At 54.2% G+C, this 19,623-nt stretch carries 22 protein-coding genes; 18 read left to right on the forward strand and 4 right to left on the reverse strand.

From position 1 onward, the window contains the following. Positions 1 to 44: 44 nt before the first annotated feature. Positions 45 to 1,166 (reverse strand): tRNA 2-thiouridine(34) synthase MnmA, encoded by a 1,122-nt coding sequence (mnmA, locus tag MKX63_RS12260; protein WP_341017339.1) that lies wholly within the window; start codon positions 1,164 to 1,166, stop codon positions 45 to 47. Positions 1,167 to 1,487: 321 nt separating this feature from the next. On the opposite strand from mnmA, the gene cymR reads away from it, so the two are divergent. Then, positions 1,488 to 1,907, forward strand: a complete 420-nt coding sequence (gene cymR, locus MKX63_RS12265; RefSeq protein ID WP_173128615.1) for a cysteine metabolism transcriptional regulator CymR — start codon at positions 1,488 to 1,490, stop codon at positions 1,905 to 1,907. 109 nt (positions 1,908 to 2,016) lie between these two features. Here the strand turns inward: cymR and MKX63_RS12270 are convergent, their stop codons facing one another. After that, positions 2,017 to 3,018, reverse strand: coding sequence for a VanZ family protein (locus MKX63_RS12270; RefSeq protein WP_341017340.1), 1,002 nt, complete (start codon positions 3,016 to 3,018; stop codon positions 2,017 to 2,019). A gap of 233 nt (positions 3,019 to 3,251) precedes the next feature. On the opposite strand from MKX63_RS12270, the gene MKX63_RS12275 reads away from it, so the two are divergent. Further along, on the forward strand, positions 3,252 to 3,659 hold the full coding sequence (locus MKX63_RS12275) for a hypothetical protein (RefSeq protein WP_341017342.1): 408 nt from the start codon (positions 3,252 to 3,254) through the stop codon (positions 3,657 to 3,659). Between the two features lie 329 nt (positions 3,660 to 3,988). On the opposite strand, the gene MKX63_RS12280 is transcribed toward MKX63_RS12275, so the two are convergent. Further along, entirely contained in the window at positions 3,989 to 4,369 is a 381-nt protein-coding gene (locus MKX63_RS12280; protein ID WP_341017343.1) for a hypothetical protein, read from the reverse strand. 295 nt (positions 4,370 to 4,664) lie between these two features. On the opposite strand from MKX63_RS12280, the gene MKX63_RS12285 reads away from it, so the two are divergent. The 3 genes from MKX63_RS12285 to MKX63_RS12295 are packed head-to-tail and all read left to right on the forward strand — an operon-like array spanning position 4,665 to position 6,593. Continuing rightward, positions 4,665 to 4,862: a hypothetical protein gene (locus MKX63_RS12285; RefSeq protein ID WP_341017345.1), complete on the forward strand. Its 198-nt coding sequence runs from the start codon at positions 4,665 to 4,667 to the stop codon at positions 4,860 to 4,862. Next, positions 4,855 to 6,114, forward strand: coding sequence for a DNA polymerase IV (locus MKX63_RS12290; RefSeq protein ID WP_341017346.1), 1,260 nt, complete (start codon positions 4,855 to 4,857; stop codon positions 6,112 to 6,114). The genes MKX63_RS12285 and MKX63_RS12290 overlap by 8 nt, the downstream gene beginning before the upstream one ends. Then, positions 6,111 to 6,593, forward strand: a complete 483-nt coding sequence (locus MKX63_RS12295) for a hypothetical protein (protein WP_341017347.1) — start codon at positions 6,111 to 6,113, stop codon at positions 6,591 to 6,593. Before MKX63_RS12290 ends, MKX63_RS12295 begins: the two co-directional genes overlap by 4 nt. On the opposite strand, the gene MKX63_RS12300 is transcribed toward MKX63_RS12295, so the two are convergent. Next, positions 6,590 to 7,429, reverse strand: a complete 840-nt coding sequence (locus MKX63_RS12300; RefSeq protein WP_341017350.1) for a helix-turn-helix domain-containing protein — start codon at positions 7,427 to 7,429, stop codon at positions 6,590 to 6,592. The two genes, MKX63_RS12295 and MKX63_RS12300, sit on opposite strands and share 4 nt — an antisense overlap. A gap of 233 nt (positions 7,430 to 7,662) precedes the next feature. Here MKX63_RS12300 and MKX63_RS12305 point away from each other — a divergent pair, with 233 nt between their 5' ends. Genes MKX63_RS12305 through MKX63_RS12365 form a run of 13 tightly spaced genes read left to right on the forward strand, consistent with a single transcriptional unit; the run spans position 7,663 to position 19,604 of the window. Further along, positions 7,663 to 8,643, forward strand: coding sequence for a glutathione S-transferase family protein (locus MKX63_RS12305; RefSeq protein ID WP_341017353.1), 981 nt, complete (start codon positions 7,663 to 7,665; stop codon positions 8,641 to 8,643). Beyond that, on the forward strand, positions 8,640 to 9,602 hold the full coding sequence (locus MKX63_RS12310; RefSeq protein ID WP_341017355.1) for a glutathione S-transferase family protein: 963 nt from the start codon (positions 8,640 to 8,642) through the stop codon (positions 9,600 to 9,602). Before MKX63_RS12305 ends, MKX63_RS12310 begins: the two co-directional genes overlap by 4 nt. Before the next feature lie 14 nt (positions 9,603 to 9,616). Beyond that, on the forward strand, positions 9,617 to 10,726 hold the full coding sequence (locus tag MKX63_RS12315) for an iron-containing alcohol dehydrogenase family protein (RefSeq protein ID WP_341017357.1): 1,110 nt from the start codon (positions 9,617 to 9,619) through the stop codon (positions 10,724 to 10,726). 53 nt (positions 10,727 to 10,779) lie between these two features. Further along, the gene (locus MKX63_RS12320; protein ID WP_341017360.1) at positions 10,780 to 11,892 is read left to right on the forward strand and encodes an ABC transporter substrate-binding protein; all 1,113 of its coding nucleotides are present in this window, start codon (positions 10,780 to 10,782) and stop codon (positions 11,890 to 11,892) included. 19 nt (positions 11,893 to 11,911) lie between these two features. After that, positions 11,912 to 12,697, forward strand: coding sequence for an ABC transporter permease subunit (locus MKX63_RS12325; RefSeq protein WP_341017362.1), 786 nt, complete (start codon positions 11,912 to 11,914; stop codon positions 12,695 to 12,697). Positions 12,698 to 12,713: 16 nt separating this feature from the next. Continuing rightward, positions 12,714 to 13,487 carry an ATP-binding cassette domain-containing protein gene (locus MKX63_RS12330; protein WP_341017364.1) on the forward strand — a complete coding sequence of 258 codons (774 nt, stop codon included), beginning with the start codon at positions 12,714 to 12,716 and terminating at the stop codon, positions 13,485 to 13,487. A gap of 25 nt (positions 13,488 to 13,512) precedes the next feature. Further along, the gene (locus tag MKX63_RS12335; protein ID WP_341017368.1) at positions 13,513 to 14,709 is read left to right on the forward strand and encodes an aminotransferase-like domain-containing protein; all 1,197 of its coding nucleotides are present in this window, start codon (positions 13,513 to 13,515) and stop codon (positions 14,707 to 14,709) included. 42 nt (positions 14,710 to 14,751) lie between these two features. Next, entirely contained in the window at positions 14,752 to 15,741 is a 990-nt protein-coding gene (locus MKX63_RS12340) for a glutathione S-transferase family protein (protein WP_341017369.1), read from the forward strand. An 18-nt stretch (positions 15,742 to 15,759) separates the two neighbouring features. Then, positions 15,760 to 16,770 (forward strand): glutathione S-transferase C-terminal domain-containing protein, encoded by a 1,011-nt coding sequence (locus MKX63_RS12345; protein WP_341017372.1) that lies wholly within the window; start codon positions 15,760 to 15,762, stop codon positions 16,768 to 16,770. Between the two features lie 30 nt (positions 16,771 to 16,800). After that, complete coding sequence (locus MKX63_RS12350; RefSeq protein ID WP_341017374.1) at positions 16,801 to 17,658, forward strand: transporter substrate-binding domain-containing protein; 858 nt, start codon at positions 16,801 to 16,803, stop codon at positions 17,656 to 17,658. 12 nt (positions 17,659 to 17,670) lie between these two features. Continuing rightward, on the forward strand, positions 17,671 to 18,411 hold the full coding sequence (locus MKX63_RS12355; protein WP_341017375.1) for an amino acid ABC transporter permease: 741 nt from the start codon (positions 17,671 to 17,673) through the stop codon (positions 18,409 to 18,411). Then, positions 18,404 to 19,162 (forward strand): amino acid ABC transporter ATP-binding protein, encoded by a 759-nt coding sequence (locus tag MKX63_RS12360; protein WP_341017376.1) that lies wholly within the window; start codon positions 18,404 to 18,406, stop codon positions 19,160 to 19,162. Before MKX63_RS12355 ends, MKX63_RS12360 begins: the two co-directional genes overlap by 8 nt. 16 nt (positions 19,163 to 19,178) lie before the next feature. Further along, positions 19,179 to 19,604, forward strand: coding sequence for a GNAT family N-acetyltransferase (locus MKX63_RS12365; RefSeq protein WP_341017379.1), 426 nt, complete (start codon positions 19,179 to 19,181; stop codon positions 19,602 to 19,604). The last annotated feature ends 19 nt before the right edge of the window (positions 19,605 to 19,623 follow it).

Raw genomic sequence — 19,623 nt, forward strand, 5'->3', positions numbered from 1 at the left:
AAAACCGATCACATTAGACTGAGCACCACGCCATTGTTCCCCAATCAGGCCTGCGCCAGCGGCACAACCTTGTCGGCCGTCTCAATCGTTCCGCCGCCAAGGCAGGTCTCGCCCAGATAGAAGACCACGGCTTGTCCGGGCGTAATCGCCTTTTGCTGAACATCAAAGGCGACATGGACGGTTCCATCGGCCTGCTTCGTCAGGGTAACTCCCTGATCCGGCTGGCGGTAGCGGAACTTGGCCGTACATTTGAGCGGCGCATCGCCAAGAGTGTCCGGATCGATCCAGTTCACTCCTGAGGCTATAAGGCTGGTCGAGTACAGGCTGATATGCTTCTCGCCTTGCACCACATACAGGGTGTTGCTGGCCAGATCCTTCTCGGCGACGAACCAGGGCTCGCCTGTCCCCGAGCCGCCGATACCCAGCCCCTGGCGCTGGCCCAGCGTGTAGTACATGAGGCCGTCATGCCGGCCCTTCACTTCGCCCGTAGCGATATCGACCATATTGCCTGACTGTGCAGGCAGGTATTGGCTGAGGAATTCGCGGAAATTGCGTTCGCCGATGAAGCAGACGCCGGTGCTGTCTTTTTTCTTCGCGGTATAGAGTCCGGCTTCCTCGGCAATCCGGCGTACCTCCGGCTTCGGCAGATGTCCGATCGGGAACATGGCCTTCGAGAGCTGGTACTGATTCAGCGCATTGAGGAAATACGTCTGGTCCTTGTTGTTGTCCACGCCGCGCAGCAGCTTGAACAGTCCGTCTTCTTCCACGACCCGGGCGTAATGCCCCGTAGCGACATATTCTGCGCCAAGCTGCAGCGCCTTGTTCAGGAATTCGCCGAACTTGATCTCGCGGTTGCACATCACATCCGGATTCGGGGTCCGGCCAGCCTTATATTCTTCAAGGAAATAGGAAAAGACTTTATCAAAGTATTCCTTCTCGAAATTAACGGTATAGTAAGGAATATCGATCTGCTCGCAGACGCGGCGCACATCCTCGGCATCGGTCTCGGCCGTACATACGCCGAACTCGTCGGTATCATCCCAATTCTTCATGAAGATGCCGATGACGTCATATCCCTGCTGCTTCAGCAGCAGCGCTGTAACAGAGGAATCCACACCGCCCGACATCCCGACGACGACCCGGATATCCTGATTAGCTTTTGTCATCGTGATCACCATTTTCTGTACACAAAATACCGGCGTTCTCACTGAACACCCGGCTCATTGTGTATTATAACATACCTGTCTACCCCAAACGAGGACACCCAGGCTATAAAATATAGCGAAAAACAGTCCGAAATTGACAATTTGTCCACCAGTGGCGAACAAAATCGCGAATTATTACCGTTTGCTGTTCCAAATGTATCTATAGATATGATAACATAAGCTGAGAGCAGACATCGGAATACGTTGATATGACATATCGCATGTCCAGTCACGCTGAACAGACACAGGCAGAACCAGCAACTATACGAAAGAGGTGCCCCTTTGAAAATATCAACCAAAGGACGTTACGGATTAACCATTATGATGGAGCTTGCCCTGAAATTCGGCGAAGGGCCTACATCACTTAAGAGCATCGCCGAGAAAAACGGACTGTCCGAGCATTACCTGGAGCAGCTCATCGCCCCGCTGCGCAATGCAGGCCTGGTGAAGAGCATCCGCGGAGCCTACGGCGGTTACATACTGTCCCGCGAGACCAGCACCATTACCGCCGGAGATATCATCCGTGTCCTGGAAGGCCCGATCTCCCCGGTGGACTTCACCGAAGAAGACGACCCGGCCAAGCGCGACCTCTGGCTGCGCATCCGCGACAGCATCGCGGACGTCCTGGACTCCACCACGCTATCCGACCTGATCAACTTCAAGGAAGAGAGCCAAGCGGATAATTACATGTTCTATATCTAGAAATGGAAAGACCCCCCAAGCCATCCGGCTTTGAAGGGTCTTTTGTCTATAACGGATTGAGCCTGCTTTCAGGGGCGCAGGAGCTATTTGGCTAGCGGACCTGGTTATTTTATCCCCCGCCCAGCAGCCGGTGAAGCCGCGCGGCCAGCTTTTGGCCGGTATTGGCCTCTGTGAGCGTAAGGTCCCACAATACCGCATGGGTTCGCGGGTCGGCAGCATCGGTTTTGACTGCAAGAGTCAGCTGCTGTTTGCCTTCAAGCCGCACCTGAAAAGACAGCGGCTGATTCTCGCCCGGTGCGATATTCACCTCCAGGGAGTAAAGCTCTTCTCCGTCGGCGCTGATTATGACACTGCTGGTGCCGCTGCCCTTAGCAGGTATAGCATCGTCAGGGACGCCGAAATTCCCGGATAACTCCTTATATTGTCCATCCAGGCGCAGTGAGAACTCATGAAGTCCCGGATGTTCAGGGCTATAGAGATTGATCACCGGTTCGACCTGCTCCTGTGCCATAGTGAAACTATGGAGTCCTTGTTCCCACCGTATTTCACCCTGCTCAATAGGGAGCTGGTCCAGCGCTCGGATCTCCCCGCGGCCATGATCCAGATAATAGTTGATACCGCTCACAGCGGAGTAGACGATTAACGTCAAGACAGCGCCTGATGACAGGAGCTTGAGCATACCTTTTGTGGTTGTACGGTCGCGGCGGATCAGCCGCTGGGCACCGTAGCCGACAACCGCGCCCAGCGTATTAATGACGATATCGTTGATATCGAACGAACCCAGACCCGTTACCATCTGAATCAGCTCAATTCCTGTAATGGCTGCTAAGAAGACCAAGAGGAACGGCAGGAACCGGCAGCGGATCAGCAGCGGGAGGACGAGGCCGAACGGTACGAAGGCCAGATAGTTACCCAGATTGAAGACCCAGAGATTCGAATAACCCCCGCCCGGAAAATGCAACGGAATGCCGTCAAAAGCCAAGCGATATCTGAGGCCCGTCTCGGGCAGAGCCGATGAGCGGTTGAAGCCGACGAATAAGAAAAACAGGGTGAGAATAGTGTACAGACTGAGGCCGATCCAGACGGCGGTCCTCGTTTTGCCTTGAAACATGGTGTGTGACCTCTCTTTATCGGTTATTGTAGGTCCCTTGCAGGGGACAACATAGGAAGTATATGCTATCCTCGTTGGTCCAAGCAAGGCGGGGTAACAGTGCAGCCCTCAGTAACCGAGTTACTTCTATCATCACATAATAATGTGTCAATCATACTTGCCATTTATCCAATCTGGAATTGTTTTCCATACATAATCTATTAATAGATTACAGGAAGGGAGGTGGCTTGATCGTGGCACAAGTTATTGATGTAGGACGGAGTACAGCATCTACAGGCACTCAGACCCTGTCCATTCCAATTCTCGCACCGGGTCAGAATCAGATATTGGCGGAGTTCGGAATTGCAACGGTTACAAACGGCGATGTTTTGCTGAATGCAACCATTGGTTTTCAGACTACGCTTGGCGTCCCGAATGTAGTTTTTACGTTATATCGGGATAACCAGCCAATTTTTAATGTAGGAGCAAGCGGACTTGCTATACTCGCAATACAGCCGGTTACGATCTCTTATTTGGATTTAAATGTTCCAGGCGGTTATCATGCCTATTCTTTGGGGGTAGCCAATAACAGCACCAATATTCTGCTTAATACGGCCAGCATTACCGGCCCCGTGACGTTCTCAGGAGTTTCGACTGGATAAAAGAGCAAACAACCCGTCAGCCTTAATTGGCCGGCGGGATTTTTTATACTAGATCGTTCCATTCATCCTTTGTTCTCCTTGATCAGTGTAGGCTTAAGTTTTAGGTTTGCGTCTCCAGTACATCATAGCTGATTGTATTTCCTGCAATAGAAAAGGCATATCTGACCATAAAATGAGGTTCTATTGTATTTCATACAGTAGAATATTGTGTTTCGGGTGAAAAAGGGACTTTTTTCAGCATTCCATTGTACGGAATACAATAGATCGTATTTCGAAGCCTTTTTTACAGTATTCCATTGTATAAAATGCAGTTGCTATCGTTCCAGCGCCTAAAGCATCCGGTTGAATGCTGCGGGTATCAACATCCCCGTAGTGTCCCGGTACCCCATGCCAGCCAGCAGATCATTACCGTTCAGCTCATGCACGTTCTTCGCAGATGTATCCAGCTCCATACCTAGTACATACTGCAACACTTCGGCAACATACTTGGGCTGGTTTAGATTGAGAGCATAGGATTGCCCCTCTTTGATGACCCGTAATCCTTCATTCAGAGGACTTCCGGCAGTAATGGGGTCTACAGTGGTAAACTTAACAATCCATTTGGTCTTTCTGTCCTCTGTGATCAGCGTCAGCTTTGAACGGCAATGCACATCTCTGACCGTTTGATAACTCCACCAGTAAGTGTGTCCGCCAACGGCGATTTTTCTCATTATGCTTGAACCTCTTCCTTGTACAAATATCGGTTGATACAGTTATAATCTCCGCTAGCTTTAATATGAATTTTACCGCCTTTTGGGTTTAAGTTCCAGCTAAGAAACACGGTAAATCTCCTGTTTGTTCCAGCGTTTCTTACCCTTTAATTTCCCTTCCCGGTTCTAATTATCCCCCTAGCTGCATATACTGTTTCGAAAAGAGAACGCCTGTTCTATTTTACCATTGCTTAAAAAACTTAATGCTGGTTATAATACAAACAGATGTTCCCACTTTATCCGGAGGCGATCAATCATGAAGATGAGCATCGGCCAAACTATAGAAATGATATATCTGGACAAGGCGGGCCGGATTACGCAGCGGAAAATTGAGGTGTGCGGGATGCGGGACGGCCGGATTCGGGCCACCTGTCTGAGCACCGGCCAGCCCCGTGTGTTCCTGACCGCGAATATTCTGTCGTGGCGCCCGGTACGGGGGCAACGGTATGCCTAGAGAGCGGATTATTCTGCTCTCCGACTGCCAGTCCTTCTATGCCAGCGTCGAAAAGGCGGCCCATCCCGAATATGCGGATCAGCCTGTGGCGGTCGGCGACCCCACGCGGATGAACGGGATTGTGCTGGCGGCCTGTCCGCTCGCCAAATCCCGCGGGGTGACCACCGCCTCGCGTGTGGGGGAAGCCCTGACGAAATGCCCGGAGCTCATAGTCATCCGGCCGCGGATGGGGACCTACATTAAGGTCTCCCTCCTGATCTCCGAGATCTACCAAGTATATACCGATCTGGTGGAGGCGTTCAGCATCGACGAGCAGTTCCTGGATGTGACCGGCTCCTTGCGCGCGTTCGGAGGAGACCTGCCGGAGCTGATTCACTCCATCCAGCAGCACGTTCTGTTATCTACCGGAGTGTGGACCCGGGTGGGCATCGGGCCGTCCAAAATCCTCGCCAAAATGGCCAACAACTTCGCCAAGAAGAAGGCGGGCGGAATCTTCCGGCTGGATTACGATAATCTGGACACAGAGCTATGGCCGCGCCCAGTGCATGAAATGTTCATGGTGGCTGGCCGGATGACCAAGAATTTCTACCGTATGGGCATTACGACTATTGGAGATATTGCCCGGATGGAGCTGGGGGAGTTCAAGCAGCGGATGCGCAGGACTATGGGCAAGCAGAGCGATATCCAGGCGGAATATTATTGGCAGACCGCACGCGGCATCGATCCTAGCCCGGTGGTAACCGGGATACGCCACCAGATGAAGTCTGTCGGCCACGGGAAGGCGCTGCGCTGGAATCTGTATACCCGGCTGGAGGAGATTGAGGTGGTGCTGCTGGAGCTGGTGATTGAGGTCTGCCAGCGGGCGCGGAAATACCGGTACATGGGCGCGGTGGTGTCTGTTGCAGTAGTCGAGACGGACGGCAATACCTCCAATTCCTACAGCCGTCAGACGACACTGCCCGAGCCGTCCGCGCTGACCCATGAGGTGGCGGCGGCAGCGTACCGCTTGTTCGTGGACCACTGGACGGGGATGCCGCTAAGCCGTCTGGCGATTACCATCTCCGAATTAACGGATGACCGCGTGATGCAGCTGACCCTGTTCGATGACCGTATGCGAACGCTGGGCAGGGAACAGGCGATTGACCAGATCAAGACCCGGTATGGCAGCCAGGCCTTGATCCGCGCCTCTTCATTGCTGGAATCCGCGGTTGCCCTGGAACGGGCTGAGCAGATCGGGGGCCATTACAAATGAGCAAGCTGGATGGCAACGAACGCTGGAAATCCAAGATGCTTATGACAGAGCATGTTCAGCAGTATGAACAGAAGCAGGGGGGAGAGGGGCGAAGAATGATTACGGTCGAGGAACGGACGATGGTGCGTGACCTCATTCTGCTCCCTTACCTGGACACCATGGTCAGCAAAAGCCTGCGCGAGATTGAGCTGTCCGGCAGCATTCTCCAGCGGGCCTCCATGATTGCCGGCCAGGCGATTCAGCAGCGCATTATGGATGATACGCACCGGCTGCAGAAGGAGCTGAAGCAACGCAATATCCGGGTGGTGCCCGATGAGCAGGAGGAGTTCCTGGTGTATTACAAAATCTTTTGCCGGGGCTATCAGGAACGCTTCGGACTCACCCGGGACGTGATGCGCACGGAGATCAGCCTGCGGCTGACCCGGTATACGGCAGAGCTGGGAAAGGCATTGAAGGAGTATCTGAAAGAACATGTCTAGCATTCATCGGCTGCAGCTCCCGAGGTACGCTGGATGATGTATTTTTTTGGCGTTGTCAGGCTGAATTCCTTGAACTCTTTGATGAAATGGTTCTGATCGAAATAACCAAGCTCGAAGATACGCTCAAGCGTCTTCCTGTAATCATTGCCCTCCAATATCTCCAGTACATGCTGGAAGCGGATAATGCGGCTGAACAGCTTGGGGGATGCCCCGATATACCGCTCAAAGGCCTTGATCATATAACGGCTGGAATAGCCTGTATCCCTCGATAAATCGTTAACATGCAAGGTACCGTGGCTGCGGATAATCTGACGGGTCAAATAGTCAATCAGCCGCGGGATTTCCATGCGCCCCAGTACATAGAGGTTGTAGTAGTCCTCAAACGCCTGAACCCGTTCAGGAAAAGTCCTCTTCTCCACCACCCGCTCCAGCAGCTCTGCAGCATGAGGAAGAACGTCCCCGATCGGAATCTCCAGCTCGCTGAACTCACCGACCGGATACCCGAAGAAATGCTCCGCATAGCCCGGAAGAAACCGGATCACAAAGTATTCGCACCCCGACCGCACGAAAATTCCCTGTCTGCCTTTGTACAGAGTACCGCATATATTGGCTGACGGCTGATCCGGGTAGCAGCAAATGACCAGATTCATGCACCCCTCCGGAAAGACAAACATTTGCTCCATGTTGAAGTCATCCATGAAAAATCCGTGGAATTGAATGCCGCCGCCAAAGGGGGCAGTTAAGGAAGGAACGTACTCGGAGTAGGAGGGCAGATGCTTTTTAAAGGTTGGCTGAACGGGACGGTAGAGCTCAGATGCTCTGTTTGGCAAATACATATGAAGGGACCTCCTTTTATCCGAAAACACATTTAACCAGTGGGAAAAATAAGTATTAGATAAGATATTCACATTAAAACGAGTTCCGATCTTCAAGTCAAGCAACGAAAGTGTGAACAGGGGGTTCCGATTTTTACTATAAGTGAATGGCCTATGGAATTATAATCGTATAAACCTATAAATTTAGTTGGTTATTAGGGTGGGATTTAGAACTTGAAAAAGGGGGAAGGAGCATGAGTGTAAGCAGCAGGCATCCTGTATTTGCCGGTGAACTGAAGGCGGATGGTTCCTTCGTTCCGCAAGCCAATCTGTTCACCATCCCGTTCGGCTATAGTCTGGGCGAGCACCGGCCAGCGTCCGGACGCTACCGGCTGCTCTGGATGAAGGCGTGTCCCTATGCCCACCGTGCTGTGATTGTCCGCAGCCTGCTGGGATTGGAGGAAGTGATCAGCCTGGGCACGGCCAGCCATTTCCGGACGGAATACGGCTGGGAGTTCTCGCTTGATGAGGGCGGCGTTGACCCTGTGCTGGGTATCCGCTATATCAAGGAGATTTATGATGCAGAGGACCCGCAGTATAAGGGACGTCCCACTGTACCTATTATCGTGGATGTGCAGACAGGCCGTGGCGTGAACAGTGACTATTTCCGGCTGACCAACTATCTGGAGACGGTATGGTCGCCATTTCATAAGGCGGGAGCGCCGGATCTGTACCCGCAGCGGCTCCGCGGCGAAATTGACGCACTTAATGACCTGATCTTCAGCGATATCAACAGCGGGGTGTACAAAGCGGGCTTTGCCCATTCGCAGGCCGCTTATGAACAGGCCTACGATACCCTGTTCAACCGGCTGGATGAGCTGGAGCAACGTCTTGAACACAGCCGTTATCTTTTTGGAGATTTCATTACGGATGCCGATGTCCGGCTCTATACCACCCTTGTCCGGTTCGATGCGGCCTATTATCCGGTATTTAACACGAACCGCAGCCGCTTGACGGACTTCCCGAATTTGTGGGGCTATGCGAGGGATCTGTATCAGCTTCCCGGCTTTGGCGATACCACCGATCTGGCAGCGATCCGCAGCAGCTATCATGCCTCTCCTCATCTAAGGGGATTTGCCCGCAATCCGTACGGTATTTATCCCCTGGGTCCCGATGAACGGGATTGGGCTGCTCCCCATGGGCGGGCACATTTAAAAGGAGGGTATTCCCGATGAGTCAACAAGTTCAGAATTCCCCGGCAGAAATTATCGCAAACGGCGCTTTTGTAAGACAGAGTAACCGTTTCTTTGCGGCCTTTGGTGATGGCCCTGATGAGCTTCCAGTGGAGCAGGGCCGCTACCGCCTGATCTGGTCAGCAGCCTGCCCCTGGGCGCACCGTGCGGTCATTGTACGGCGTCTGCTCGGTCTGGAGGAGGCGATCAGCCTGGGTACAGTGGACCCGCTCCGGCCGGCACTTCCGCATACGGACTGGGCGTTCACACTGGATGCCGGCGGCGTTGATCCTGTGCTGGGTATCCGCTACCTGAGTGAGGCCTACCGGACAGCCGATCCCGCTTACTCCGGGCGTCCTACCGTTCCGGCCCTTGTGGAGGTTGCGACAGGGAAGGTAGTTCAGAACGATTATTTTAAGCTGACCAATCACCTGGAGACCGCCTGGGCTCCGCTACATAAGCAGGATGCACCCGATCTGTATCCTCTTCATTTGCGGGCGGAGATTGATCAACTGAACGAACAGATCTTCCATGATGTTAATAACGGTGTATATAAGGCCGGGTTTGCCCGCTCGCAGGAAGCCTACGAGGCGGCCTATCATACCTTATTCGAGCGGCTGGATGAGCTTGAGGAGCGCCTCTCCGTTAGCCGGTACTTATTCGGGGATCAGCTGACGGATTCCGATGTCCGCCTGTACACGACGCTCGCCCGCTTCGATATCGCGTATTACACGGCATTCCGGGCCAACCGGCAGCGCCTTGCCGATTACCGCCACTTGTGGGCTTATGCCCGGGATTTATATCAGACTCCAGGATTTGGAGATACCACGGATTTCGATGCGATCAAACGGCATTATCATCTGTCTGCACTTTTTGCCGCTGAAGGGTCCAATCCATACCGGATTCTGCCCAAGGGACCCGATGTAAGCCAGTGGAACACTCCGCATGGCCGTCATAGCTGAAAGGGTGGACAGGGATGCTGACATTTAAATCACCGGATATCTATGTGAACGAACCGAGGGCATTGCAGCGCCTGGGCGCCTTAGCCCGCCCTTATGGCCGCAAGGCGTATCTGATCGGCGGGGAGAATGCGTTGAAGCAGACAGGGGCCGTCCTGGAGTCCAGCCTGAAGGCTGAAGGCATTGAGGTGGCTGTGGAGATCCACACGGGTGAAGTTACCTTGGCTAATATTCACAAATATGCAGATAAGCTCTCTGCGGCCGCACCAGACTTCGTCGTGGGCGCCGGAGGGGGCAAAGTGCTGGATCTGGTCAAGGCTGTGGCCGACCGTCTGGATCTTCCTGCAGTCATGGTTCCGACAATCGCAGCCACCTGCGCCGCCTGGTCGGCTCTGAGTATCCTGTACGATGATGAAGGCAGAGCGGATGGCGCTCTGTTCCTGAAGGCCGCTCCCCGGTTGGTTATTGCTGATACGGCAGTTCTGGCCAAGGCTCCAAGGCGGTATTTGGCTTCAGGGATCGGGGATACCCTGGCGAAGTGGTATGAAGTGGCTCTGAACCGGCAGGACGGGGCAGACGGCTTGGATATTCAATTGAGTCTGCAACCGGCCAGGCTGGCGCTTGAGATTATTAGACGCAGTGGCGATGCCGCCTACCGGCAGGCAGAAACGGGTACACCTGATGAAGCATTCCGGGAAGTGGCGGACGCAATCATTATGCTGACAGGACTGGCAGGTACAGTGGGGGCGGGAAAGCGGCGCGCGCTTGTCGCTCATGCCATTCATGACAGCCTGACTCATCTGGAGGAGGTGCATGATTCGCTGCATGGAGAGAAGGTGGGGTTCTGCCTCATTGTGCAATCACTGCTGGAAGGCCGGCAAGATATCCCTGAGCTGATGGGTACGCTGCTTCGCTATGAGCTGCCAGTTACACTTGCGGAGCTTGGTATTGAAGAGGAGGCGCTGATTGCCCGCATTGCCGCAGGCAGTGAAATCGTTCCGGCGCCTGGAGGGTTGGCTTTTGCATATGACAACAGCAGTATAGTGCAGGCGATAAGGGAAGCGGATGAATTAGGCCGCCAGACCAAGAAGAACAGCCTTATCTTCAGTGCAATCACTGGCAAGTAGAGGCGCGAACCCTGAACTGAGTTCATATTTACTCAAAGGTGGTAGATAGACAAGTGAAAATCATACAGACAGTCAGACTCAAGCACACCCTGCTGTTCATGCCCTTACTCGCTATCGCGCTGGCAGCCAGCGGCTGCGGCAGCTCGGGGGAGGCGGCTGCAGTGTCGCCTTCGGCCGAACCTGCGGCCGGGGCTGCAAGTGAACCCGCAGCCCAAGCCACGGCTGTACCCGCGAGTGCTCCGTCGCCGGAAGCGGATCTTAGCGGAGTCACCCTGCGGATCGGCCAAGTAGGCTGGCCGGAATGGGAGGAAGGCTTCAAGGCAGCCGGATTGCTGGACACACCGTACCACCTGAGCTTCAGTGTCTTCCAGGGCGGGAATCTGGAGCTCGAAGCTATTGCCGCTGACCAGCTGGATTTCGCCATTACGAGTGAAATCCCGCCGATCTTCGCTTCCCAGGCGGCCAATCAGGGGAGCTTCAAAGTGATCGGAGTCCAGCGGTGGAATACGCTGAATCAGGAGCTGGTGATCCCTAAGGGTTCAGTGGTGACCAGTGTTGCGGAGCTGAAGGGCAAGAAGATAGCTTATGTGCCGAATACAACGGCGCAGTATTTCCTGGTCAAAATGCTGGAGGGCGCCGGTCTGAGCTGGAAGGATATCGAGCCGGTCAAGCTGACAACAGCCGAAGGGCTGAGCGCACTGGTCGGCGGCAAGGTTGACGCGCTGGCCAGCTATGGCAACTCCATTATTGCGGCACGCCAGAACGGGGCCACAACTCTTGCCAGTGCAGCGGATATTCTATCCGGTAATTTCCCGGTTAACGTCAACACGAAGTCCATTGATGATCCAGCCAAGCACGCCGCAATAGCTGACTTCCTGGAGCGGTTAACCCGCTACTATACCTGGACGCAGAATCATCAGGAGCAGTGGGCTGAGATTACAGCCAGCAATACACATCAGAAGCAGGCCGAAGTGCTGGATACTCTGGTGAACGGCGACAAGCAGCGACCGCTGAAGCTTGAGGGTATCTCAGAGCAGGCGATTGTCTCACAGCAGGATATTGCCGATACCTTCACCGGGTTAGGACTGCTGCCTAAGAAGGTAGATGTATCTATAATTTGGAGCCATGCCTTTGACGACGATATCAACGCTATTCTGAAGAAATAGCATAAGGGTGGAAGGAGCAATGAACAACAGAAATGGGAAAAGGCTTCCGCAGGCGGCTCTGCCCTGGGCATTGCCTATCCTTGTCCTGATCCTGTGGCAGATCTTCACCACTACCGGCTTCCTGGCCGGTAACATTCTGCCGAAGCCGGTTGAGGTCGGGCGGGCAGCAGTCGAACTTCTGAAGAACGGACAACTGCTGGATAACGTAGCAATCAGCACAAGGCGGGCGGTTCTAGGCTTCCTGGCCGGAGGCGCGATAGGCTTCCTGCTCGGGTTGTTCAACGGAGTATGGGCGAGGGCGGAGCTGCTGCTTGACACAACCATTCAAATGATCCGCAATGTTCCTCATCTGGCGCTCATTCCGATTGCGATCCTGTGGTTCGGTATCGGAGAGGAGACCAAGCTGGTGCTGGTATCGCTCGGGGTGTTCTTTCCAATCTACCTCAATACCTTCCATGGCATCCGCTCGGTGGACCCGAAGCTGGTGGAGATGGGCAAGGTTTACGGTTACCGGGGAGCTTCCTTATATGGACATGTTATTCTGCCCGGAGCACTGCCTGCCATCCTGGTAGGCGTCCGGCAATCGCTTGGCATTATGTGGTTGACGCTGATTGTGGCGGAGACAGTGGCAGCAGATTCCGGTATCGGCTATATGGCGATGAATGCCCGGGAGTATATGCGGATGGATATTATCGTACTCAGCATCCTGCTGTATGCCTTGCTTGGCAAGCTGTCGGACAGTCTGGCGAAGCTGCTGGAGGCAAGCTGGCTGCGCTGGCATTCGAATTATGCCGCACAACGATAAGGGAGCTATGAATGGAATGGATAGATCACAACGGGGCTTTAGGCTGCAGACCCAGGGTCTGAGCAAATCATTCGGAAGCAGCACAGTGCTGAACGAAATTAGCCTGAGGGTGGAGCCGGGAGAATTCATCGCAGTTGTAGGGAAGAGCGGCTGCGGCAAAAGCACCCTGCTCCGCCTGCTCGCCGGACTTGAGCAACCCTCTGCCGGAACCGTTGAGCTGGATGGTGTTGCTGTGTCCGGCATTCATCCGGAGGCGAGGGTACTGTTTCAGGAATCCCGGCTGCTGCCGTGGAAGCGGGTCATTGAGAATGTCCGGATGGGTGCGCCCGGACGGGACCGGCTGAGGGCGCAGGAAGCCCTGAGGCTTGTCGGACTGAACGAGCGGTCTGGAGAATGGCCGGGGGTATTATCCGGAGGGCAGCAGCAGCGCGTGTCTCTGGCGCGGGCTATTGCCGGCCAGCCCCGGCTGCTGCTGCTGGATGAGCCGTTTGGTGCGCTAGATGCGCTGACCCGGCTGGAGATGCAGCAGCTAATCGGGCGGCTCTGGGCAGAGCAGGGCTTCACGGTATTGCTGGTCACCCATGACGTCAGTGAAGCTGTGGCGCTGGCCAGCCGGGTGCTGCTCATCCGGGAGGGCGAGATTACACTGGATGAGAGAATTGCGCTGGGCCGGCCGCGCGTGCGTGACTCCGGATTCGCCCACTATGAGAATCTGATCCTGAGGCATGTCATGGGAGCGGCGGATGAGGAAGAAACGCCGCTTGTCCGGCCGGTTCAGTACTCCATCTGACAGGGAACGTGAAGGGGGAGCAGCAATGAGTGTTAAAGAAACGGAGTACGAGTATAACAGAGAGATTGTTGTGCGGCCTGTCGGCAGGGGGGCTGCGGCAGCCAAGAACAGCGTGAATCTGTCCTTTGGGTTCCCGGCTACCGAACTGCTGCCGGTGGAAGCGCTGAACCGCGCCGCCGCTGAAAGCTTGAATCCTGAAGGTGCGGATGCTCTGCACTATACCGGCGGCAAAGGCGTTGCTCAGGTTCAGGAATGGCAGCTGAACCGCTTGCGGAAATTCGGCATTGAGGCAGAGGCTGAGAACTATCTGGCGGTATACGGCGCCGGTCAGGGCATTGAGCTTGCAGCACGTGTGCTGCTTAATCCTGGGGATACAGTGTGGACGGAGGCACCGAGCTTCTTCAACGCACTGGACGCTTTCCGTCATGCGGGGGCGAAGACCGTTGGATTACGTGCAGATAAGTACGGGCTGGATGTGGACCAGGTGGAGAAGCTGCTGAGATCGGCCGAGGCTGCGGGCGCTGCTCTTCCGAAGCTGATCTATGTCATTCCGAACTTTCAGAATCCCGCCGGAACCACTCTGCCGGCAGATCGAAGGCAGAAGCTTGCGGCTCTGGCCCGGACGTACCATCTGTTCATTCTGGAGGATGACGCTTACGGTGAGCTGCGTTATGAAGGGCATGATCTGCCTTCGGTGTATTCTTTTGCGCCGGAGCGGGTCATCTACCTGACTACGTTCTCCAAAACGCTGGGCCCGGGACTTCGGCTGGGTACCGTTATCGCCCCCCTTCAAGTAGCCGAACGGTTACGGGTCCTTACCCTGAATAGCCCGCCGACCCCGTTCACCCTGGAGATTGTGGGCTGCCTGCTGCAGACCTATGACTATGATGCGCAAATCTCCCGGCTGAGGGACTGTTACCGCGCGCGGAGGGATTTCATGGCGGAGTGTCTGGCGGCCGAATTTGAGGAGGCGGTTAGCCTCCATGTGCCGGAGGGCGGATTTTTCCTGTGGCTGTCCTTTAAGGAGAACGTAAGTGCGCTGAAAATTGCCCGGTTAGCGAAGGAGCAAGGTGTACTTGTTGTGCCTGGCGAGCAGTTCTTCGCCGGTAACCAGGCGCCTGCCCCTTTCCTCCGGCTCTGCTTCAGCTATTCGAATGAACAGGAGATCGCACGCGGTGTGCGGGCTTTGGCTGCAGCGTATCGGCTGCTTATCAAGGGGTAGGGCATACCGAGAAAGAAATCGAACAAGCAGAGGAGCGTCATTATGTCCAGTAACCATACTATCGCAGGCTCGAATCTTGTGAATCATGAGATCGCCAAGGAGATCACGGGGGAGGGGGCCTTCAACCGGCAAAAGAACCGTTTCATCACCCCCTTCGGTAATCAGCCCGGTGAGCTGCCGGCAGAGGATGGGCGCTATCGTCTGCTCTGGGCCAAAATCTGCCCTTGGGCGCACCGAGCAGTCATTGTCCGTGAGCTGCTGGGGCTGCAGGAGGTCATCAGCCTTGGAACGGCCAGTCCGGTGCGGACGGAGAACGGCTGGGCATTTACACTCGACGAGGGCGGCGTTGACCCTGTACTCGGTATCCGTTATCTGCCGGAAATCTACGCGGAGACTGATCCCGGGTACAGCGGCAGAGCGACCGTGCCGACGGTTGTGGACGTATTGGAGCGGAAGGTCGTGAACAACGACTATTTCCGGTTAACCAACTACTTCGAAACGGCGTTCAAGCCTTTTCATAAGGCAGATGCTCCAGATCTGTACCCGCAGCATTTACAGGCGGATATCGACGATTTCAACGAACTGCTGTTCCATGAAGTGAATAATGGGGTCTACAAGGCTGGATTCGCCCAATCCCAGGCGGCTTACGAGCAGGCTTATGATGTGTTGTTCGCCAGGCTGGATCAGCTGGAGGAGCGGTTGTCTGCGCAGAGATATCTGTTCGGCGATACCATCACCGATTCCGATGTCCGGTTATATGTAACACTGGTGCGTTTCGATGCCGCCTATTATTCGGTATTCCGGACGAACCGGAACCGGATCATTGATTATCCGAACCTCTGGAATTATGCCAAGGATTTGTACCAGACGCCGGGCTTCGGGGATACAACAGACTTCGATTCCATCAAAAGAGGCTATCAGCTCGGCAACCATGCGAATAATCCCCATCAGCTCTTGGCCAAAGGTCCGGATCTCTCGATCTGGAACGACCCGCATGACCGCAGCCGGTTCAGTAAGCCTGATAAACAATAACAAGAGGAGGCATTCCCTATGAGCACTGAAGCTAATGTACGTGTGCGGCCGAAAGAAACGGAGCATGAGATTAATGAGCAGGGATATTTTGTCCGTCAAAAGAATCATTTCACTACTCCCTTCGGCGAAGGGGAGGGCAAGCTGCCTGTAGAAGCGGGGCGTTACCGTCTGATCTGGGCCAAGGGCTGCCACTGGTCGAACCGTGCCTCAATCGTCAGAGAGCTGCTCGGTCTGGAGGAGGTCATCAGCATTAATCTGGTTGGCCACGGCAAGCATGAGCAGAATCTCGGCTGGGAGTTTGTATACGATGAGAATCAGACTGATCCTGTGCTGGGCGTGCAGTTTCTAAGCGAGCTATATGCCAAAGCCGATCCGGACTATAAGGGCAGACCGACAGTTCCGGCAGTTATCGATGTAGAGACCGGCAAAGTGGTCAATAACGACTATGTCTGGCTGACCAACTACCTGGAGAATGAATTTGCCCCGTTCCATAAGGCTGGTGCTCCGGATCTGTATCCGGAAGAGCTGAGGGCGGATATCGACAAGTATAATGATTTCCTGTTCGACAATGTGAATAACGGCGTCTACAAGGCGATGTTCGCCCAGTCAATCGCGGCCTACGACGATGCTTACGAACATCTCTATGCGGCTCTGGATTCCATTGAAGAGCGGCTGGAGGACCGGCGGTTTCTGTTCGGCGACTACGTGACAGACTCCGATATCCGGTTATTCGTTACCCTGGCCCGCTTCGATACCTACTATTTCCGGAATCTCGGCCCGTTGCGCAACCGGATTGCAGATTTCAAGAATATCTGGGGGTACGCGCGCGATCTGTACGAAATTCCGGCGTTCAGGAATAATACCTATCTGCGGGATCTGGCCAGAGGAAACGGAGACAAATCAGCGCTTTTTATCGACTACAACACACGCTTCTGGGATCAGATCGATTACGAGGGACGCTGGTCACAGCCGCATAACCGGCAGGAGAAGAGCGGTCATCCGGAGCAGAAATTCAAGCTACAATCATAGAAATCAACAGATTATAGGGGGATTACAGAGATGAAGACATGGAGAAGGCTTGGACTGGGACTTACAGCGGCAGTACTGCTTACGGGGATCGTCGCTTGCGGAAATGACAAGGAGCCGGCAGGGGCTGCAGCCGAAGGTTCAGCTAACAACAAGAAAATTACGGTGAATGTGGCAACAGGCGGCGCGCCGAGACCGTTCTCCTATGTGAATGACAAGAATGAAATTGACGGCTACGATATTCAGGTGGTCAAGTCGATTTTTGCAGGGCTGCCGGAGTATGAGCTTCACATTGAAAAGACTGAATTCCCGTCCATCTTCGCGGGACTCGATTCTGACCGTTATCAGATCGGGGCGAATAATTTCGCCAGCAATCCGGAGCGGAGAGAGAAATACAATTACTCTGATCCGATTTTCAAGAACCAGTTCGTGATTGCCGTCAAGGACGACCGTGAGGACATAAAGTCCTTCGCTGATCTGGAAGGGAAGACAACGGAGGTCAGCCCCAGTGTGAACTATACGGTGGCTCTGGAGAAGTACAACAAGGAGAGTGCCAAGACCCCGGTGAAGCTGAAGTACAGCGATGCCGAGCTGGTGACCATTCTGCAGAATGTCGAGAGCGGAGCCGATGACTTCAATCTGATCGATGCCGCCATGCTGCAGCTCTATATCAAGGAGTATGGCCTCAAGCTGAAGGCGATTCCGCTGTCCCAGGAGGATACGGACCGGATTGGCGTGCCGTACAGCTATCTGATTCTCAGCAAGGGAGGGATTAGCGACCAGCTGCTGAAGGATGTCAACGGGCGCATTCAGGAGCTGATTAAGGACGGCAGCATTTCCAAGCTGAGCGAGCAGTATCTGAATGGTGATTTTGCACCGGAAGCTCAATAGGTGATCATTACCATGCCTAATATATTTGATCTGGAGCTGGTCTTCACCCTGATTCCCAAGCTGCTGATTTACTTGCCGGTTACGCTTGAGCTGACGGTATTCTCCATGCTGGCAGGGCTCCTTCTGGGGCTTCTGCTGGCCATCATCAAAATGAAGCGCATTCCCGTGCTGTATCAGCTCAGTGCTGTCTTCATTTCTTTTGTCAGGGGAACTCCGATTCTGGTGCAGCTGTATCTGTCATACGCCGGCATTCCGCTGATTCTGAAATACTATAATTACTATCATGAGACCAGCTACAATGTGAATTCCATTCCGTCCATCTTCTATGTGCTGCTGGCATTATCGCTGAATGAGGCGGCCTATAACTCTGAAGTTATTCGTGCGGCCCTGCAGTCGGTAGACAAAGGGCAGATTGAAGCTGCGCATTCCCTCGGTATGACCTACGGTCAAGTGCTGAAACGGATTGTTCTGCCGGAGGCCTTCATTGTTGCGCTGCCCACACTGGGTAATGCCCTGATCGGACTGATGAAGGGGACTTCGCTGGCCTTCGTCTGCTCGGTGGTGGAGATTACGGCGCAGTCCAGAATTCTGGCGGGGAATAATCTGCGCTTCTTCGAATCTTATTGCTCGCTTGCCCTGATCTATTGGGCGATGACAATTCTGATTGAGCAGGTCATTGCCCTGCTGGAGAAGCGGCTGGATATTGACTTCAAGAGCCTGAGGAAGCGTAAAGGAGATGTGATCCTTGATTGAGATCCGGGGGTTAACGAAGTCTTTTCACCAGCACAAGGTTCTGGATCATATCGATTTGACGATACGCAAGGGGGAGGTGGTGGCAGTCATCGGTTCATCCGGTGCCGGGAAATCCACCCTGCTGCGGTCGATCAACCTGCTTGAGGTGCCGGATGCGGGAACGATCAGACTGGACCGGCTGGAGGTCGATTTTGCCCGGAAAACGAAAGCGGATGTGCTGGAATTACGGAAGAGTACGGCGATGGTGTTCCAGCAGTTCAATCTGTTCCGGCAGAAGACGGCCTTAGAGAATGTAATGGAAGGACTGATTGTGGTCCGGGGTATGTCCAAGGATGAAGCGCGGAGGATTGCAGCGGCGCAGCTTGAAGGTGTAGGACTGGCCGGCCGGATGCACCATTATCCGAAGCAGCTATCCGGCGGACAGCAGCAGCGTGTCGGCATTGCCCGGGCGCTCGCCATGCAGCCCAAAATCCTCCTGTTCGATGAGCCCACCTCGGCGCTTGATCCGGAGCTGGTCGGTGAGGTGCTTGATACCATTCGTAAGGCGGCGGAGGCAGGCAATACCATGCTGCTCGTTTCGCACGAGATGAGCTTTGTCCGTAAGGTGGCTACACGGGTGCTGTTTCTGGATCAGGGTGTCATTGTGGAGGACGGAACACCGGTGGAAGTCTTTTCCCATCCAAAGTCAGAGCGCACCAAGCGATTCCTCGCTAATTACTACCGCGATCAGGAACCGGAATTTACCATTTAATGAAGAAGGAACTGTGATGACCTACACTTACCGGAAAGACAGAAACAATATAGATTGGACGCAAGTGACCAGCCTGCTGAACGGCTTTGGATTAACGAATTGGTTACCGTCTCAGACGGAGCGGGCATTTCAGAACAGTGCGGTGAATGTGTTCATTCTCAACGGGGACAAGTTGATCGGGTGCGGACGGGCATTGTCCGATGGAATCTCGCAGGCGGCGATTTATAACATTGCTGTAGATGAGGCTTATCATGGACAGGGACTCGGCAAAAAGCTCATCGCGCTAATTCTGGAGGAGACGGCGGGCTGCAATGTGATTCTGTACACACATCCCGATACCGTCTCCTGGTATGAGCAGCAGAGCTTCAGGAGAATGAAGACAGGTCTGGTGCTGTATCACCCGGATAAAGTCATGGCAATGGAGCGGATGGAGTTCATATAGAGGGCGGCTCCCGGTTGTC

This window comes from Paenibacillus sp. FSL R7-0179 (assembly GCF_038002265.1).
GTDB lineage: Bacteria > Bacillota > Bacilli > Paenibacillales > Paenibacillaceae > Paenibacillus_AQ.

Excerpts from the sequence above, each read along its gene's own strand:
- mnmA (WP_341017339.1), bottom strand. The coding sequence starts at position 1,166 with ATGACAAAAGCTAATCAGGATATCCGGGTCGTCGTCGGGATGTCGGGC.
- MKX63_RS12270 (WP_341017340.1), bottom strand. The coding sequence starts at position 3,018 with ATGTTTCAAGGCAAAACGAGGACCGCCGTCTGGATCGGCCTCAGTCTG.
- MKX63_RS12280 (WP_341017343.1), bottom strand. The coding sequence starts at position 4,369 with ATGAGAAAAATCGCCGTTGGCGGACACACTTACTGGTGGAGTTATCAA.
- MKX63_RS12285 (WP_341017345.1), top strand. The coding sequence starts at position 4,665 with ATGAAGATGAGCATCGGCCAAACTATAGAAATGATATATCTGGACAAG.
- MKX63_RS12290 (WP_341017346.1), top strand. The coding sequence starts at position 4,855 with ATGCCTAGAGAGCGGATTATTCTGCTCTCCGACTGCCAGTCCTTCTAT.
- MKX63_RS12295 (WP_341017347.1), top strand. The coding sequence starts at position 6,111 with ATGAGCAAGCTGGATGGCAACGAACGCTGGAAATCCAAGATGCTTATG.
- MKX63_RS12300 (WP_341017350.1), bottom strand. The coding sequence starts at position 7,429 with ATGTATTTGCCAAACAGAGCATCTGAGCTCTACCGTCCCGTTCAGCCA.
- MKX63_RS12305 (WP_341017353.1), top strand. The coding sequence starts at position 7,663 with ATGAGTGTAAGCAGCAGGCATCCTGTATTTGCCGGTGAACTGAAGGCG.
- MKX63_RS12310 (WP_341017355.1), top strand. The coding sequence starts at position 8,640 with ATGAGTCAACAAGTTCAGAATTCCCCGGCAGAAATTATCGCAAACGGC.
- MKX63_RS12315 (WP_341017357.1), top strand. The coding sequence starts at position 9,617 with ATGCTGACATTTAAATCACCGGATATCTATGTGAACGAACCGAGGGCA.
- MKX63_RS12325 (WP_341017362.1), top strand. The coding sequence starts at position 11,912 with ATGAACAACAGAAATGGGAAAAGGCTTCCGCAGGCGGCTCTGCCCTGG.
- MKX63_RS12330 (WP_341017364.1), top strand. The coding sequence starts at position 12,714 with ATGGATAGATCACAACGGGGCTTTAGGCTGCAGACCCAGGGTCTGAGC.
- MKX63_RS12335 (WP_341017368.1), top strand. The coding sequence starts at position 13,513 with ATGAGTGTTAAAGAAACGGAGTACGAGTATAACAGAGAGATTGTTGTG.
- MKX63_RS12340 (WP_341017369.1), top strand. The coding sequence starts at position 14,752 with ATGTCCAGTAACCATACTATCGCAGGCTCGAATCTTGTGAATCATGAG.
- MKX63_RS12345 (WP_341017372.1), top strand. The coding sequence starts at position 15,760 with ATGAGCACTGAAGCTAATGTACGTGTGCGGCCGAAAGAAACGGAGCAT.
- MKX63_RS12350 (WP_341017374.1), top strand. The coding sequence starts at position 16,801 with ATGAAGACATGGAGAAGGCTTGGACTGGGACTTACAGCGGCAGTACTG.
- MKX63_RS12355 (WP_341017375.1), top strand. The coding sequence starts at position 17,671 with ATGCCTAATATATTTGATCTGGAGCTGGTCTTCACCCTGATTCCCAAG.
- MKX63_RS12365 (WP_341017379.1), top strand. The coding sequence starts at position 19,179 with ATGACCTACACTTACCGGAAAGACAGAAACAATATAGATTGGACGCAA.